Origin of the sequence: Streptomyces sp. NPDC056361 (assembly GCF_042262805.1) — a bacterium.
GTDB lineage: Bacteria > Actinomycetota > Actinomycetes > Streptomycetales > Streptomycetaceae > Streptomyces.
In genome coordinates, this window is the sequence record NZ_JBHJQI010000017.1 from 18,320 (window position 1) to 34,201 (window position 15,882).

The 15,882-nt window shown below is 71.8% G+C and carries 14 protein-coding genes; 11 read left to right on the forward strand and 3 right to left on the reverse strand.

What is annotated here, in order from left to right:
• The first annotated feature begins 174 nt into the window (after nt 1-174).
• From ACFCY7_RS08135 to ACFCY7_RS08165, 7 genes are all read left to right on the forward strand, one after another.
• Nucleotides 175-1,209 carry a mandelate racemase/muconate lactonizing enzyme family protein gene (locus ACFCY7_RS08135; RefSeq protein WP_376482505.1) on the forward strand — a complete coding sequence of 345 codons (1,035 nt, stop codon included), beginning with the start codon at nt 175-177 and terminating at the stop codon, nt 1,207-1,209.
• A gap of 263 nt (nt 1,210-1,472) precedes the next feature.
• The gene (locus ACFCY7_RS08140) at nt 1,473-3,059 is read left to right on the forward strand and encodes a DUF6917 domain-containing protein (protein ID WP_376482408.1); all 1,587 of its coding nucleotides are present in this window, start codon (nt 1,473-1,475) and stop codon (nt 3,057-3,059) included.
• Complete coding sequence (locus ACFCY7_RS08145; protein WP_376482410.1) at nt 3,056-4,216, forward strand: pyridoxal-phosphate dependent enzyme; 1,161 nt, start codon at nt 3,056-3,058, stop codon at nt 4,214-4,216. Before ACFCY7_RS08140 ends, ACFCY7_RS08145 begins: the two co-directional genes overlap by 4 nt.
• Complete coding sequence (locus ACFCY7_RS08150) at nt 4,209-5,102, forward strand: hypothetical protein (protein ID WP_376482412.1); 894 nt, start codon at nt 4,209-4,211, stop codon at nt 5,100-5,102. The genes ACFCY7_RS08145 and ACFCY7_RS08150 overlap by 8 nt, the downstream gene beginning before the upstream one ends.
• Nucleotides 5,099-6,787, forward strand: a complete 1,689-nt coding sequence (locus tag ACFCY7_RS08155; protein WP_376482414.1) for a thiamine pyrophosphate-binding protein — start codon at nt 5,099-5,101, stop codon at nt 6,785-6,787. The genes ACFCY7_RS08150 and ACFCY7_RS08155 overlap by 4 nt, the downstream gene beginning before the upstream one ends.
• Nucleotides 6,784-7,788, forward strand: a complete 1,005-nt coding sequence (locus ACFCY7_RS08160) for a hypothetical protein (RefSeq protein WP_376482416.1) — start codon at nt 6,784-6,786, stop codon at nt 7,786-7,788. The genes ACFCY7_RS08155 and ACFCY7_RS08160 overlap by 4 nt, the downstream gene beginning before the upstream one ends.
• The gene (locus tag ACFCY7_RS08165; protein ID WP_376482418.1) at nt 7,785-8,801 is read left to right on the forward strand and encodes a Gfo/Idh/MocA family protein; all 1,017 of its coding nucleotides are present in this window, start codon (nt 7,785-7,787) and stop codon (nt 8,799-8,801) included. Before ACFCY7_RS08160 ends, ACFCY7_RS08165 begins: the two co-directional genes overlap by 4 nt.
• Here ACFCY7_RS08165 and ACFCY7_RS08170 read toward each other — a convergent pair.
• From ACFCY7_RS08170 to ACFCY7_RS08180, 3 genes are all read right to left on the reverse strand, one after another.
• On the reverse strand, nt 8,773-9,183 hold the full coding sequence (locus tag ACFCY7_RS08170; RefSeq protein WP_376482420.1) for a PPOX class F420-dependent oxidoreductase: 411 nt from the start codon (nt 9,181-9,183) through the stop codon (nt 8,773-8,775). The two genes, ACFCY7_RS08165 and ACFCY7_RS08170, sit on opposite strands and share 29 nt — an antisense overlap.
• On the reverse strand, nt 9,183-10,589 hold the full coding sequence (locus ACFCY7_RS08175) for an MFS transporter (protein ID WP_376482422.1): 1,407 nt from the start codon (nt 10,587-10,589) through the stop codon (nt 9,183-9,185). The genes ACFCY7_RS08170 and ACFCY7_RS08175 overlap by 1 nt, the downstream gene beginning before the upstream one ends.
• 188 nt (nt 10,590-10,777) lie before the next feature.
• A complete protein-coding gene (locus tag ACFCY7_RS08180) occupies nt 10,778-12,010 on the reverse strand; it encodes an MFS transporter (protein WP_376482424.1) in 1,233 nt (410 codons plus the stop codon).
• Nucleotides 12,011-12,257: 247 nt separating this feature from the next.
• On the opposite strand from ACFCY7_RS08180, the gene ACFCY7_RS08185 reads away from it, so the two are divergent.
• The 4 genes from ACFCY7_RS08185 (at nt 12,258) to ACFCY7_RS08200 (ending at nt 15,837) form a co-directional block, all read left to right on the forward strand.
• On the forward strand, nt 12,258-13,058 hold the full coding sequence (locus tag ACFCY7_RS08185; RefSeq protein ID WP_376482426.1) for a hypothetical protein: 801 nt from the start codon (nt 12,258-12,260) through the stop codon (nt 13,056-13,058).
• A gap of 250 nt (nt 13,059-13,308) precedes the next feature.
• Nucleotides 13,309-14,541 (forward strand): MFS transporter, encoded by a 1,233-nt coding sequence (locus ACFCY7_RS08190; protein WP_376482429.1) that lies wholly within the window; start codon nt 13,309-13,311, stop codon nt 14,539-14,541.
• A gap of 130 nt (nt 14,542-14,671) precedes the next feature.
• Entirely contained in the window at nt 14,672-14,929 is a 258-nt protein-coding gene (locus ACFCY7_RS08195; protein WP_376482507.1) for a carbamoyltransferase C-terminal domain-containing protein, read from the forward strand.
• Nucleotides 14,926-15,837 (forward strand): phosphotransferase enzyme family protein, encoded by a 912-nt coding sequence (locus tag ACFCY7_RS08200; RefSeq protein WP_376482431.1) that lies wholly within the window; start codon nt 14,926-14,928, stop codon nt 15,835-15,837. The genes ACFCY7_RS08195 and ACFCY7_RS08200 overlap by 4 nt, the downstream gene beginning before the upstream one ends.
• Nucleotides 15,838-15,882 lie beyond the last annotated feature (45 nt).

Genomic DNA, 15,882 nt, shown 5'->3' on the forward strand with positions numbered 1-15,882 from the left:
CCCTGAATCACGCCTTATGCGGGGCCGCTTGCCGCTCGTACTGTAAATGATCGCCAGTACACGGCGTAAGTGCATGAACACATACAAACAAGACATAACTTCAAGGGGTATTTCATGCGCATCAGGGACATCTCCACCGCCGTGCGCACGCTTCCCACTCGGGAGAAGCAGGAAATGGGTGCCGGCTCCCTGATCGACTCCGTGACCAATGTGTTCGTGCGGGTCAGAAGTGACGAGGGTGTCTCCGGGTACGGTGAGGCGGCCACCTGGAACCTCTTCTCGTCGGAGACTCCAGAGGGAATATGCCACGTGGCCGAGAGGCTTTTAAGACCCGCTATCGAGGGCCGTGACGTACTGGATCTTCAAGGATGTCGCACCGCCATCGATGCGGCCATAGTCGGAAATCCGGCAGTGAAAAGCGCCGTCGAGACGGCACTTCACGATCTCGCCGCCCGCGCCCTGGGCATTCCCGTCTACACGCTGCTCGGCGGACTTCGGCGCCCCGACCTCGGACTGTCGTACTCCGTGTCGGCCCAGGACCCCGTCCAAGAGGCCGAGCTCGTCCGGGCCAGGTACGAGGAGGGGTACCGCATCTTCAAGATGAAGACGGGGGTACGGGACTGGCGCACCGACGCGGCCAGGATCGAGTCCCTCGCCGGCCGGTACGACGACATCGTGATCCGGCTGGACTTCAACTGCACCGGCGACCCGCTGGACGTGCCCCGCCTGATGAGGGCCGTCGCCGACGTGCCGATCGACTTCGTGGAACAGCCCTTCTCCCCCGAGCACCACCAGCCGCTCAGCCGGCTGCGCCGGTCCTTCTCCGTGCCCCTCTGCGCCGACGAAGGCTGCCGCACCCCGGCCGACGCGCGCCGTCTGTTGGCGGACGGCTCGTACGACCTGATCAGCCTCAAACTCGGCAAACTCGGGGGCTACGGCGCGGTCGGACGGATCTCCGCCGCGGCGGCGCTGCACGGCGTCTACGGGTACGCAGGGGCGTTCGAGGAGTCCCGGCTGGGGACGACAGCCGCACTGCACCAGATGCTCACGCTGCCCTCCCTCGTCGACGGCTGCGACTACTACTTCTCCCTCGTCGTTCTCGATCCCGAGCACGGCCCGCAGGGCGGCTTCACCGTGCGGGCCGGGCGGCTGAGCCTGCCCGAAGAGCCGGGCCTCGGCGTGACCGTCCCGGACCACTGGTTCGACTGACCACCGTGGTTCAACCAGCGCCGTGGCTCGACCGGCCCCGTGGCTCGACCAGCGCCGCGGCTCGACCGGCCCCGTGATCCGACCGACCCCCCGTGATCCGACCGACCCCGTGCTTCGGCTGTCTCCCTGGGCCCCGGTGCCCCCGCACACCCCGATCGGGCCTCCGCCCACGACACCCGTACGTCGCGACGGGCCCTTCGTCGCGGACCCGCACACGTCTCCGTCACTCCGGCAATGTCATCCAGCGAGAAGAGGGGGATCCCGTGATCGCTGCCGAATACCATGCCCTTCCGCTCACCGGCCTCGCCGCCGACCTGGGCTCCGAACTCGGCCACGCAGCCGACTTCGCCGTCGGTCCGCGCCGGGTCCGGCTGCTGAGCAGCGACCCGGCCGTCATCGGCTACGCCACCGCGGCCCTGCGCCCGGCCCATGTGCCGCCGGACTCCGACACGACCGGACAGCCGCCGCCGGACGCAGTGTGCCTGGCCATACCGCTCGACCCGCGTCGGCTTGACCGGCTCACCGCTCCCAGCGGCCGACCGGCCGAGCCGTTGCCCCTGCACGGCGGGCGCAGCGGACGCGCCGCGACGCTCAGCGCCGCCGAGGGGTTCCGTCTCGTGCGGATGCCCGGCCGACGGGACCGCTTCGTCACGGACACGGCGGCCAGGTCCGTCCTGTATGCGGGGCAGCGCGACGACCCGCGCTCCCTGACGGAACCGGCCGCTCTGACCGCCGCGCTGCTCACCGCGGTCGCCGCACAGGACGGCCCGGTCCTCGCGGGCGCGGCCGTCGGTTCGGCCACCGGGGCGGCGCTCCTGCTCGACACCGGCGGGGGGACGGCCACCGCGCTCGTCCCGCTGCTCCACGAGCACGGCCACGCCCTGCTGTCCTGGTCGTCCGTCCAAGTCACCCACGACCCGCACGTACCGGACGGCTTACGATTACGCGGCCTGCCGTCCCCGTGCGAGCTGCCGGTGAGCCTGCTGCGCCGGATCCCTTCCCTGGCCAGGCACGTGTGCCTGGCCGACCATCCGGAGCTGGCCGCACCCGCGGTCACCGCCGGGGACCCGCGGGGCACTGCGGTGTTCACCCCGGACGAGCTCGCGGAGGCCCTGGGCTGCCGGGTGCTGCAAGAGGCGCCCCTCGCCCTCCTCGTGGGACCGCGCGGAACCAGCCGCGAGTCGGCACTGCGCGAGGCGGCCAGGGTGTCCGCCGCCCGCTTCCCGGCATGGCACGGCATCGGCGCCACCCCGGAGGCTCCTGTCGGCACGGCCCTCATCAAGGAGACCGGTACCCGCCCGTGGGTCGCCGTGGACGGCTACGACGCCGTCGCGGCCCGCACCGTCGCCGGTGAGCTCGGGCGACGGCTTCTCACCGAGCCGGTCCCCGACCGGCCGGACGCCCGGAACTGGCCGCGATCCCCCCTGACCGGCCGGTGGGTCGCCGTGATGGAGCACCGCCGGCTCAGCCGTGGCATGAAGCCGGAGCGCTGGCAGACCCGCGTCGTCACGGCCGGCTCCGTCCACGAGCTCATGACCACGCCCGCGCCGCCCCCCGCCGGCAGTGACCGCGTCGACGAGGTGTCCTACCTGGGCTTCGCCGAGTTCACGGGCGGACTGCTCGCGGTCGGCGACGCGGTCCACGAGGAGGACGGGACGCTCCTCGGGCACGTCCTGGGCTTCGACGACACCCACCTGCCCAACCACATGAACGTGATCCTGCTGTCCGGGGACCGCCGGACCGGCCGGCAGCGGGGACTGACTCCCGGCGGAGGTCTCCATGTGATCGCCCCTGCCGACACCCGCACCGCCACCACGGCGGCCGGCGCCACCGTGGGAGAGCCCCGATGACCCCGACGACCCACAAGGACTTCCGGGCCGTGTGCGTCCGCTGCGGCGCCTCCCGCCCGTACGCCGCCGTCGACCCCCGCTGTTCCTGCGGCGGGCTCCTGGACCCCGTTTACGACCTGACTGCGGCCAGGGTGCGTGAGGACGAAGGGGTCCCGTCCGCACGGTACTTCGACCTCCTTCCGCTGCACCGGGCCGAGTCCGCGCTCCACATCGGCGACGGCAACACCCCGTGCGTCCACGCCCGCACCCTGGGCTCCCGGCTCGGGCTCGACCACCTCTACCTCAAGGACGAGACCCGCAACGCCACCCGGACCACCAAGGACCGGATGGCCGCGTGCGTGCTGGCGGTGCTCCAGGAACAGGGCGTCAGCGAGTTCGTGGCCAGTTCCACCGGCAACAGCTCCACGTCCTTCGCCTGGGGGCTGCGCTTCACCGACGCCATGAAGGTCCACCTCTTCACCGGGCGCGACTTCGTGGACCGCCACCAGTACACCCACCACCCAGGGGTCGAACTGCACGTCGTCGACGACGACTTCGTGGGTGCCGCTTCGGCCGGCCGGGCCTTCGCGGCCGACCAGGAGCTCCTCTTCGAGGGCGGGTTCTTCAACTCCGCCCGCCGGGAGGGACTGAAACTGGCCTACCTGGAGGCGTACGACCAGATGCCGAGCCCTCCTGCAGTGGTGTTCCAGGCGGTCAGCAGCGGCATGGGCGTGTACGGGGCGCACAAGGGGGCGCAGGAGTACCTCGCCATGGGCCGCCTGCCGGCGCTGCCGCGCTTCGTCTGTGTCCAGCAGCTCAGCTGCGCGCCCATGTGGCAGGCCGACCGGGAGGGCAGCGACCGCATCCAGCCGCATCACATCCTGCGTCGGCCGCAGGGACTCGCCAAGGCCATCCTGCGCGGCGACCCGAGCAACACCTACCCCTTCATGCGGGCCATCACCACCGGGACCGGCGGGGGCTTCGCGGGGGTCGACGACGACGAGATGGTCCGGGCGCGCCGGTGGCTCGCCGAGGACGAGGGCATCCACGTGTGCTTCGCGGCCGCGGCCGCCCTCGCGGGAGTCGCCCAGCTGGCCGCACGCGGCGAGATCGGCCGCGACGAACCCGTCCTCGTCAACCTGACCGGCGGCGAGCGGGACGGGCAGGCCGATGGCTGACGCACGCCACGGCACGGAGCGGCCGGCCCGCGTCCGGGCCCGCGCCCTGCGCCTGCGGCTCGCCTCGGTGCGCGCGGTACGGAGCGCCCGCTGGGGATTCCTGGGTTCCTGCCTGTCGGTCGCCGACCTCCTCGCCGTACTGGCCGAACACCTCGACCTCGCGGGGCCCGGCGGAGCGGAGACGCCGGATCACGACCGTCTCGTCCTGTCCAAGGGGCACGCGGCCCCCGCCCTGTACGCGGCCGTCGCCGGCTGGGAGGGGGACGGGACGTACGCGGCCCTCGGCAGTCCCTACCAGGGCCATCCCAACCTGCGGTTCCTGTCCGGCGTCGGGATGACCACCGGCTCCCTCGGCCTGGGCGTCCCCGCGGCGGCCGGCCTGGCCCACGGGCTCGCCCTGAGGGGTGGCGGCGGTCGCGTCGCCGTCGTCACGGGAGACGGCGAGCTCCAGACCGGCGTCGCCCTGGAGGGCTACCAGTGGGCCGTGCGCGCCGGACTGCGCAACCTGCTCCTCGTCGTGGACGCCAACGGCTACCAGTCGGGCGGCACCACCCCGCGAGGAGACGTCGCCCGGCGGATGCTGGAGTCGACCGCCCCCGCCTTCGCCGCGGTCGACGGGCACGACCTCGCCGCCCTGGACACCGAGATGGGCCGCCTGCTGACCGGTACCGCCGGCCCCGCCGTTCTGTGGGCCTCCACCGTCCGCGGCAGTGGCGTCCCCGCCCTGGAGGAGAAGCCCGTCCCCATGAGCTGGATCCCTGACGACGACACGCTCGACAGGGCGGAACGCGCGCTCGGCTCGGAGCTGCGGGCAGTCGAGACCGCCCTTTCCGCATCACCCGACCGTCCGCACGCCGGCCGAACCGTCCCCGGGAGGACAACGTGACACGTACCGGAGCCGACACCCTCGTCGAAGCCCTGCGGGACGCGGGAGTCGAGTCGTTCTTCGGCCTGCCCGGCGAGTCGACCCTGCCTCTGTACGCCGCCATGCGCCGCGCCGGGGTACGCCACGTGATGGCCCGCAGCGAGACCGCCGCCGGATACATGGCCGACGCCTGCGCACGGTTCACCGGGAAGACGGCCGTCGTCGACGCGCCCGGCGGCATCGGCTCGCCGCTGCTCCTGCCCGCGCTGCACGAGGCGTACAACAGCTCGATACCGCTGATCGCCCTGACCAGTGGCGTGCCGCTCGGCCAGGAGGACCAGTGGACGACGGCTGCCTGCCGCCACCAGGAGATGTTCCGGCCGTGCGTCAAGGCCACCCTCGCCGTACCGGACGCCGCACGCCTGCCCGCCCTGGCCGCCCGGGCGGTCCGTCTGGCGACGGCAGGCCGGCCTGGCCCCGTCCACCTCGATGTCCCCTCCGACCTCCTGGCGGGTCCGGGCGCCCCCGGGCCCGCCCCTTCACAGACGCCGGCATCGGAGACCGCCGCACCGGCGTCCGCCGCTCGGCCCGCCCTGTCCCGCCTCCGCCCCGACCAGGGAGCGGTGGCCGAGGTCGTCGACCTGCTCGCCTCGGCGCGGCGGCCCCTCCTCGTCGCCGGCGGCGGAGTCCACCTGTCCCATGCCTACGACCAACTGGCCGCCCTCACCGAAGCCTTCGGAATCCCGGTGGCCACGACCTTCAACGGCAAGGGCGCCCTCGCCGAGACCCACCCCCACAGCCTCGGTGTCATCGGCGCCAAGGGCTCGACGGCGGCCAACGACCTCGCCTCCCGCGCCGACCTGGTGCTCTGGGTCGGCAGCAAGGCGGGCGACAAGTCCACCGGCTACGGACGGCTGCCCGCGCCGGACTCCGTCTGCGTCCAAGTGGACATCGACGAGGAGGAACTCGGCCGCATCCTCTCCCCGCGGTGCGTGCTGCACGCCGACGCCGCCGCGGCCCTGACGGACCTGGCGAGTGCCCTGCGCGCGGCCGGCTGGCCCGGCGCCCTCGCCTGGACGGGCACCACGGGCGCCCTCCTCGATCCGCCGCACGACACCGCGCCTCCCGCCCCCGGCGCCCTCATCCAGGCCGTGGAGCGGGCCTGTCCGGCCGACACCGCCCTGATCGCCGACGCCTCCCGCGCCTGCAGCTGGGCGGGCGCCCATTTCCGCACCCGTAGCGCGGGCCGCTCCGTCATCGCCCCGCGCGGCAGCGGCAGCATCGGCTACGCCCTCCCGGCCGCCATCGGGGCAGCGGTCGCCCAGCCGGAACGCACGGTCGTCGGCGTCGGCGGCGACGGCGGCTTCGCCCTCGCCTGCCAGGAGATGGAGACCGCGGTCCGCGTCGGAGCCCGCCTCGTCTTCGTCCTCCTCAACGACAACGCCTTCGGACTGCTCGACCGGGTCTCGACGGTCGGACTGCGCCGACCCGACCTGCTCGACCGGTTCGCCGCCACCGACTGGACCGCGGTGGCGCACGGCTTCGGCTGGCACGCACACACCGTGCGGGACGACGCCTCCTTCGAGCAGGCTCTGAAAGCCGGACTGGAGGCCGACCGGCCGACCCTCGTCAACGTCGTTCTCTCCGCCGACACCGCCTCACCGGACTTCCAGATGTACACCGAGCGCCACACGGGCCGGAGGTGAGCACCCTGACCACCCCTGAGGAGTCCCAGCTGGAGGCGTTCACCCACACCCTGTGCGCCGAACTCCTGCGCGGGCCCGACCCGTTCGTGATCGTCACCTGTGACGCCACCCTTTCCTTCCGGCTCGGCGACTTCGCCCGGCTTCACCCCGGCCGGGTGGTGGACGTCGGGGTGGCCGAGGCCACCGCGGTCGCCGCCGCGTTCGGTCTGTGGCGCGGCGGACTCAAGGTCGTCGTCGCCGGATTCGCCGCGTTCCTCTCCCTGCGGGCCCTGGAGCCGATCCGCTCCCTCGTCGCCCTCCACGAGGCCGACGTCACCTTCCTGGCCGGCATGACCGGGCTCAGCGCGGGCCGGGACGGCGCCCAGCACCACGCCACCGAGGACGCCGCCCTCCTGCGGGCCGTGCCCGGCATCGAGGTCGTCGCCCCCTCGGACGCGTCGGACGCGCGGGCCCTGGCAACCTACTGCGCCACCCATCCGGGGCCCCGCTGGGTACGGCTCGTCCGCCGCCCCGTCCACCTGGACGGGCAGCCCGCCACGGGCGCCCGTTCCTGGACGCCCACCCGCTGGCTGACCCCGCCGCCTCCGGACGGACGCGTCCTGCTCTGTGCCCACGGCGCCCTGAGCGAGCAGGTCCAGCAAGCTGCCCGGCTGCTGACCCGGCATCACGGCATCCCGGCGGCGGCCCTGCAGGTGGGCCGGCTGTCTCCCGTCCCGCCGGAGCTCGCAGCCGCCCTGCGCGGGTTCCCCGTCGTGCTCGCGGTCGAGGACCAGAACCGCCCCGGCGGGCTCGCGGCAGCCCTGGACGAAGCCCTCACGGCCGACACCGTGGGCGGCACCCGTCCCCACCTCGTACGGTGCGATCTCACCGCCCCGCCCGGCTCCGGCGACTACACCGACCTACTGCGGGCGACGGGACTGACGGCCGAACAGCTGGCCGACCGCGCCGCCACGGCAGTCCATGACATGAAGGACCCCACAGCCTCAGGAGGAAACGCATGATCCGCTACGCGATCGTGGGAAGCGGCTGGTCGGCCGGACGGCACGCCCGGGTGTTGAACCGGGTCGAACGGGCGGAGCTGGTCCGGGTCGTCGTGGAGCCCGGCACGCCCCGGCGGGTGCCCGCCGACTTCGGAACCGCCGACGTCACCGACCACCTCGACGACGTCCTGACCGACCCGGCGGTCGACGCCCTGGTGGTGTGCACCCCTCCCGACACCCACCTGGAGATCGCCGAGGCGGTCCTGCGCGCGGACAAGCACCTGGTGATCGAGAAGCCGGTCGGCCTGCGCCCCGACGGCATCCCGCGCCTCGCCGAACTGGCCGAGACCCGGGGCCTCACGGTGATGGTGCCGTACCACTTCCGGTTCGTACCGCCGCTCCAGCGGCTCCGCGACCGCATCGCGGCCGGTGAACTCGGCACCGTAGCCCACGCCTACCACCGCATGTACAGCCTGCGGGACCGGGAAGGCGACTGGCTCTGGAACGAGGCACGCAGCGGCGGCATCATCGTGGAATCCCTGGTCCACGGCATCGACCAGATCATCTGGATGGTGGGCGAGCAGCCCCGCTCCGTGGCGGCCATGACGCACACCGGCCGTGGCGGTGCGGCCGACGCCGCCACGGTGCTCCTCCGCTTCCCCGGCGGCGCCGTGGGGACCGTCGAGGGCTCCTGGATCAGCGACCCGCACGTCCCCTTCGGCAGCCTCGACATCGTCGGCTCCGCCGGCTCCGCCGCCTTCGAGCGGGGACTCTTCCACGCCCGCCACTTCCGCGTCGAGACGGCCTCGGCAGACGGCAGCCGTCCTCCGCACACCGAGACCCTCGAAGACGACGACGCCGGATTCGTCGCCCTGCACGAGCACTTCACCGAATGCTGCGCCCACGGCAAGCCGCCGCGGGCGGCGACGCTCCGGGAGGCCCACACGGCCGCGTACGTGGCCGTGACCGCCGCCGAGGCCGCGCGGTCCGGCCGGGAGCTTCCCCTCACTGGATGGCGGTGGGACGCTCCCTGACGTAGACGCGCTCGGGCCGCAGACGCACCGTCACCCGCCCGGCGTCCGGCTCTTCCGGGTAGGGGCGCCCCTTGTACCTCATGGCCAGTGCCTGGATGAAGTCGGCGGCGCCCTCCTCCTGGAAGGCGACCGTGCCCTCCACGGAGACGTACGAGTTGGGATTCTCGCGCGGGTACACCAGCAGCGACGCGCGGGGATCCCGCTCCAGCATCTGGTACTTGAGCCGCTCGCGCAGGGTACTGACCAGTACCTCGTCCCCGTCCGTCATGCACCACACCACCGACAGGTGGGGAGGGCCGTCCGCCCGGGGAATGCCCAGGACCGCGAAGGCCCTGTCGTCGATCCACCCGCGCGCCACCCGCGGGATCATCTCGTCCCCCATCACCGCACCTCCTGTCCGCCGTCACCGCCGTACGGGACTCCGCTCTCAGCCTGCCCCGTCCCGCGCCCGGGCACCAGACGGCGTCCGTCGGCCACGAGCACGTCGGCGTCGATCCGATCCACGACGACGAGCAGCGCGAGGCTGCCCAGGACCGCGACCAGAGCGGCGGACAGCAGCCCGGGGACGAACGATCCGGTGACGTCCTTCAGCACACCGACGATGAGGGGCGAGGCGATGCCCGCAAAGCCCGAGAACGTGTTCTGAAGGCTCTGCAAGGTCCCCGCCAGCGGCGTTCCCGGGGGCGAGAGGTCCGCCGGGATGGTCAGCAGCACGGACGTCGCGAACGACACCCCGGCGAAGGACAACGAGAGCAGGGCGAGTGCGGCACCGGCGCCGGGCACGACGGCCGCGGCTCCCATCGACGCGGACACGAGCAGGCCGCCCGCCGCACAGGACTTCCGCGCGAACGTGAGCGTCCTGCCCCGCTTGACGAGAGCGTCCGACGCCCACCCGCCGAGCCAGTTCCCCCCGATGGCCGCGAGCCCCGGGATCATCCCGAAGAAGCCCAGTTCGAGCAGGGTGAACCCGCGGGCGTCGACCAGATACGACGGGAACCAGGTGATGAAGAAGTAGATCACGTACGACTGGGCGACGACGGCGACGATCGTGCCCCAGACGGCTCGGCTGCGCAGCAGCACGCGCCAGTCGGGTCCCCGGGCCTCGACGGTGTCAGCCGACGGCGGATCCGGTTCCGTCCGGCGTATGTGGCGCAGCTCCGCCACCGAGACGCCGGGGTGCTCGGTCGGTCGGTCGCGGAACATCCACCACCACACCAGCGCCCAGACCAGGCCCACGGCCCCGACGACGGCGAAGGCCCCCCGCCAACCCACCACCACCATCAGCGCGGCGAACACCGGGAGGGTCACCAGCGTGCCCACACGAGCGCCGCTGTCGTACAGCCCGCTCGCCGTCGCCCGCTCGTCGCGCGGGAACCAGAGCGCCACACAACTGGTCCCGGCCGGGAACATCGCGGCCTGGGTGACGCCGAGCAGCATCCGGAAACCCAGCAGCCAGACCCAGCCGGAGGAGAGGCCCGTCGCCATGGTGACCAGGGACCACGCCACCGCGGCGACGGCCAGCACCCGGCGCGCTCCGAACCTGTCGACCAGCCGCCCGCAGGGGATCTGGAACACCGCGTACGTCCAGAAGAAGGCGCCGAGGACGAGCCCGGACACGCCGGCGTCGAAGTCGAACTCCTTCGCCACGACCGGGAGCGCCACGGACAGGCTCGATCTGTCCACGTAGTTGATGACGACGGCCACGAACAGCAGAACGACCACCTGCCATCGCACCCGTGATCCGGTCGAGTCGGCCTTGGTGCCTCGAATGCCGTCCGTCTCGCGCAAGGGGATTCCTTTCACGCAGACCGTGCCATGGGGGCTGTCCCTGTTCGTGCCGGGATCTTCCCGCAGTATGGAAGGCACGCCCCCGGACGGCACCCCCGCGAAATGAGCCATATGGCGAGGAGGCGGACTCCGCCACGCCATCGGCGGGGCGCCGACCGGTCGCCGGGCCGGCCTTCTGCGGCCTCCGCCTACCGTCCGTTCAGGTGACCTCCGCGCGCGAGAGCCGCCACCGCCGCCGCGCACGCCAGGCCGAGAACGGTCAGGGAGCCCCAGGTCAGGGACATCAGGGCAGCACGCTGCCGGGTGAGGTCCCACAGGGCGCCGGTGGCGAGATTGCCGAGGGTGACGCCGATACCGGAGACGGTGCTGTAGAAGCCGTAGTGGGTGGCGACGAGACGGCCATCGGACAGCGCCATCACCGTATCCATCTCGAACGGATAGACGACCGCTGCCCCGGCGGCGAGCAGCACCACCGCCACGACGAGGCAGACCAGTTCACCCCTCTTCCATCCGGGGCCGACCAGCGCGAGCGGCGCGAAAGCAGTCCCCATCACGACCAGCCCCCGCACCAGTGCCGCGCCGGAGTCCCACCGCTCCTTGGCCCAGCCGGTGAGCCGGAGCTGCCCCGTGACGGTCACCGCCGCCGAAACGACGAACAGCCCGCACGTGACGGCGGTCCCGTTCCTGCCCAGAGCGTCGGCCGCGGCGAGTGGCAGAGCCAGGTAGACCTGGGAGGCCAGCACGTACGATCCGGCCATCGCCCCGGAGAAGAGCAGGAACGGACGATTGGCCACGACCGTGCGCCACTGTGCCGGGACGCCGCTTCCGGCAGCACCCGCCACCGGTCCGCCCCCCGCGGACAGGGCACGCCACTGGAGCACGGTGAGCGCCGCGAAGAGGGCCGCCGCCACCGCGCACACCAGCCGGAAGTCGACGGCCAGCAGGCTGAGTCCGACGAGTGGCCCCAGGAGCAGGCCGGACTGGTAGTAGACGTTGAACACGGCGAAGGCGTCCACCCGCCGCTCACCCGCGGCGGCGGCCAGCCAGGCGCGGACGGCGGGGTTGAACAGCGCCGCGGCGAATCCGATCGCCACGCAGGCCACGATCAGCGCCGGGAGGCTGTTCACCCAGCCGAGCATGCCGAAGCCGGCGGCCCGCAGGAGACAGCCCGCCACGACAGGTGCCCGGTAGCCGAGGCGGTCGGCGATCGTGCCGCCGACGAGGAACATGCCCTGCTGGGAGAAATGACGGACCCCCAGCACGAGCCCGACTGCCCAGGCGGCGAGCCCGAGGCCGTCCGCCAGATGAGTGGCGAGATACGGCATGAGCATGCTGAAGCCGATGTTTCCGGCGAACTGGTTCAGCATGAGCAGCCGTACCGCCGGAGGAAACGACCGGGTCTGCCGCCACAGGCGTCTCACGCCTCGAAGCTAACCACATTCCGCTACGAGTAGAGCATCCATGAATGCGGAGAGTGAGCGAGTCGCGGTGCGCCGACGAGTCGGCACTGCTGCGCCGCTGAGGGCGGGTGGTCCCGCCGGCGTAAGGACGTCGCTCGTACGGGGGCGACCGAACGTTTCCGCTGTTCCCGTCACCGCATGCGACGGAACAAGGTGGCGACACCCACCCGCACCGGGTCCCCCAAGCCGCCCTCGGAGGCATCCGCCCGTGATCCTCGTCATCGTCGTCGCCGCCCTCGCTCTGCTCGCCGGCCTCGCCGCCAACCGCTGGCTGCGGCCCCTGCTGCTCAGCGAGGACGACGACACAGGCATGGCCGTCAAGGACCTGGTCGGCCCCCTCCTCACCCTGACCGTCCTGCTGCTGGCCTTCGTCCTGGTCACGGCCAACGGCTCGTACGGCAAGGCCGAGGTCGCCTCGCGCGGCGAGGCCCGGGCGGTGGACCAACTGGTGGAGACCGCGGAGTACGCACCCGAGGCCCAACGGGCCAGGATCCAGGCCGACGCGGTCTGCTACGCCCGTGCCGTACGCACTCAGGAATGGCCGGCCATGTCCGACGGCAAGGGTTCCCCCGCACCGAGCGTGTGGTCGACGGACTTCCGGACGACCTTCCGCTCGTTGGAGGGCAAGCCGGTCTTCGGCATGCTCATCGCCGCCGACAACAAGCGCTCCGACGAGCGGGAGGAGCGTCTGACCCAGGCCACCCCCAGCATCCCCGGCGCCATCTTCTGGTTCCTGCTCGCCACACTGATCATCACCGTGACGGCCCTCGGCATCTGTCTGCCCCGCAGGAACAACCGTGGACAGATCATTACGCTCGTCGTCATCACCGCACTGCTGACGACGACGCTGTGCATCATCCGGGACGTCGACCGCCCCTTCGGCGGCATCGTCAACGTCGAACCGACCGCGATCGCCGAGGCCGAGCGCCAGGCCGTCCGCGACTTCACGACGAACCACCCGGCCTCCGAGCTGCCCTGCGACGACCAGGGCAACCGCCGGGCCGCCTGAGCGCGGTGCGGTTGCAGGCACTGCGATCGGAAGCGACGGAGAGGGCGGCGGCAGTCGCCCTCCCGGTCCTCTTCGCCGGGTCAGTGGCGACTTCATGCCAGCATGTGCCCGCACCGCACATGAGCGCGTCTCCGACGTCACCACTGTGACTACTCTCGGCATCCATGAATGCCCATTCGGTCACCTGGTGTAGTCGACGTGCCGTGCTACGCATGGATGGGTTCCGGCCCGGGGCGAGCCGGGGACGCCGATGAAACGCCTCTGGAGGCAGACGCGGTCGTTCCCGCCGATCGTGCGGCTGCTCATGGTGAACCAGTTCGCGATCAACTTCGGCTTCAGCATGCTGATGCCGTATCTCGCCTCCCACCTGGCGGGTGACTTGGGGCTCGCCACGTGGGCCGTGGGGCTGGTGCTCGGCCTTCGTCACTTCTCCCAGCAGGGCATGTACCTGCTGGGAGGCACGATCGTCGACCGGGTGGGCTACAAGACGCCCATCCTGACGGGCTGTCTCCTCCGCACGGTGGGCTTCGGGATGCTGGGCTGGGCGGAAAGCCTCCCCGCACTCATCTCAGCCTCTCTTGCAACGGGCTTCGCCAGCGCCCTCTTCAACCCTGCCGTCCGCGCCTACCTCGCGGCGGAGGCCGGGGAGCGGCGCGTCGACGCCTTCGCCGTCTTCAACGTCTACTTCCAGGGCGGGATGCTGCTGGGACCGATCGCCGGATTCGCCCTGCTGGCCTTCGACTTCCGTCTGGTGTGCGTGGTGGCGGCCGGCATGTTCGGCGCCCTCTCCGTTCTCCAGTGGCGGGCCCTGCCCGCACGGTGCGGTCCGGCGCCGTGCGGGGTCGCGGCGCAGTGGCGGGCGGTGGCCGCCAACCGACCCTTCGCACTGTTCGCCTTGGCCATGGCCGGATCCTCCGTTCTGACCTTCCAGACCTACATGCTCCTTCCGCTCGTCGCCTCCGAGACACTCGGTTCCGACGGCCCACTCGTGACCGCCGGTCTGTTCGTCATGTCGGCGGCCGTGGCCGTCGTGGCGCAGCTGCGCCTGACCGAGTGGGTGAAACGCCGGTGGAGTGCCCAGGAGATCCTGGTGCGAGGACTGTCGCTCATGGGTCTGGCGTTCGTCCCGCTCGCACTCTTTCCCCAGGAGACCGCCGTGGTCAGGAGCGGGTGCCTGGCCACGGCTGCCGTGCTGCTGGCTGTGGGATCGGCCGTGATCCATCCGTTCGAGATGGACATGGTGGTGGCGCTGGCCCGGGGCCGTTTCGTCGCCACTCACTACGGGCTCTACAGCACCGTCGCGGGTGTGGGCATCACCGGCGGAAACTTCGCCGCGGGCGCCCTGTGGGACGCCACACGCCACGAGGAATACCTGGTCTGGGGGGCGCTGACCACCCTCGGACTGGCATGCGCCGCCTGGGTCGCGGCGCTCACCCGCGCAGGCCACCTGGCAGTACGACCGCCGGACGCCGTACCGGTCTGAGCTCCGCGCGGGACCGAGGCCGCTGACAGTCCGGGGCCGACGCGGGACCGAGCCATGTCGGACGCGGGACCGGGCCGCGATCGGCCCGGTCCGGGCGTACCACTCCGTCGCCGGATTTGGCCTGTTTCGTCTGGCGGATGGGGGTGTCGAATCCCCTGGCCCCGGAGATACTGGACGAACCCGTTCCCGCCCGCATGCTGATGGATTCGGGCGGGATACAGGCGCCCTGGTCGTCGTCAACACCAGCTTCAACGTGGCCGAGATGCCCATCGAAAATCGCCCGCGCGACGCCGTCGCCCGCTGCGCCGCGGCACTGATGGGCCCCCTCGTCATCGGACCGTTCTTCCTTCGCCGCCCCGAGCCGTCGACAGGTTACCCATGGACATGACTTCCTTCACCGCCGGTGGATTCCAGCACGCGCTCGACGACGCCTGTCGGATCGCGGGTGTGAGTGCGGAGGGCGCCGAACTGCTTCACCTCACCGTGAACGCGGTCTTCCGCCTCAACTCGACGCCCCTTGTCGTGCGTATCGCAGGCCCACAACTGGACATCGAGGACGCCACTCGCATCGTCGTCCTGGCGCGTTGGCTGGAGGATGCGGGCCTGCCCACCGTGCGGCTCGCCGCACTCCCGGTCGACCAGCCCGTCATCACGTCGACCGGGATGCCGGCGACCTTCTGGCACTACCTGCCGCAACACCCCGGACACGAGCCGACGGCAGCGGAACTCGCCGACCCTCTCCACCGCATTCACACGCTGGGCCCCCCACCCTGCCCGCTCCGCGACTGGGACCCGCTGAGCGTGGCCCGCGCCCGACTCGGCCGGGCACCGGACGACATCCCTCCTGCAGACCTCGCGTTCCTCCACGACCTCGCCGACCGCGTCGCGGACGAGCTGCCACGGCTTCCCTTCGTGCTGCCCCGCACGGTCATCCACGGGGACGCCCACATCGGCAACATGCTGCGCGCACCCGAGGGACACGCCGTCCTGTGCGACCTGGACTTCATGTGTGTCGGACCGCCCGAATGGGACCTGGCCCCCGAACTCGCCGGCTCTCTGCGCTACGGGCGTCCGTGGTCGGGCTACCAACGCCTCGTCGACGCCTATGGCTTCGACCCTCGTTCATGGGTTGGCGCACCCACCCTGATGAACGTCCATGCCCTCAACGTCCTCACCGTGGTGCTACCGCTGCTGCGCACTCGCCCCCGTCTGCGCGCCGAATGGCAGCGCCGCATCGGTACGCTGCGCGACGGCCTCAGGACAGGACCATGGGTGTCATTCCGTACCGTCATGTGACGTGAGCGATGAGAACCCCGGTACCGGATGTCGCACGGGCCGCAC

Coding starts and splice junctions, on each gene's coding strand:
- ACFCY7_RS08145 (WP_376482410.1), top strand. CDS start 3,056: ATGACCCCGACGACCCACAAGGACTTCCGGGCCGTGTGCGTCCGCTGC.
- ACFCY7_RS08170 (WP_376482420.1), bottom strand. CDS start 9,183: ATGGGGGACGAGATGATCCCGCGGGTGGCGCGCGGGTGGATCGACGAC.
- ACFCY7_RS08200 (WP_376482431.1), top strand. CDS start 14,926: ATGACTTCCTTCACCGCCGGTGGATTCCAGCACGCGCTCGACGACGCC.
- ACFCY7_RS08135 (WP_376482505.1), top strand. CDS start 175: ATGGGTGCCGGCTCCCTGATCGACTCCGTGACCAATGTGTTCGTGCGG.
- ACFCY7_RS08190 (WP_376482429.1), top strand. CDS start 13,309: ATGAAACGCCTCTGGAGGCAGACGCGGTCGTTCCCGCCGATCGTGCGG.
- ACFCY7_RS08165 (WP_376482418.1), top strand. CDS start 7,785: ATGATCCGCTACGCGATCGTGGGAAGCGGCTGGTCGGCCGGACGGCAC.
- ACFCY7_RS08150 (WP_376482412.1), top strand. CDS start 4,209: ATGGCTGACGCACGCCACGGCACGGAGCGGCCGGCCCGCGTCCGGGCC.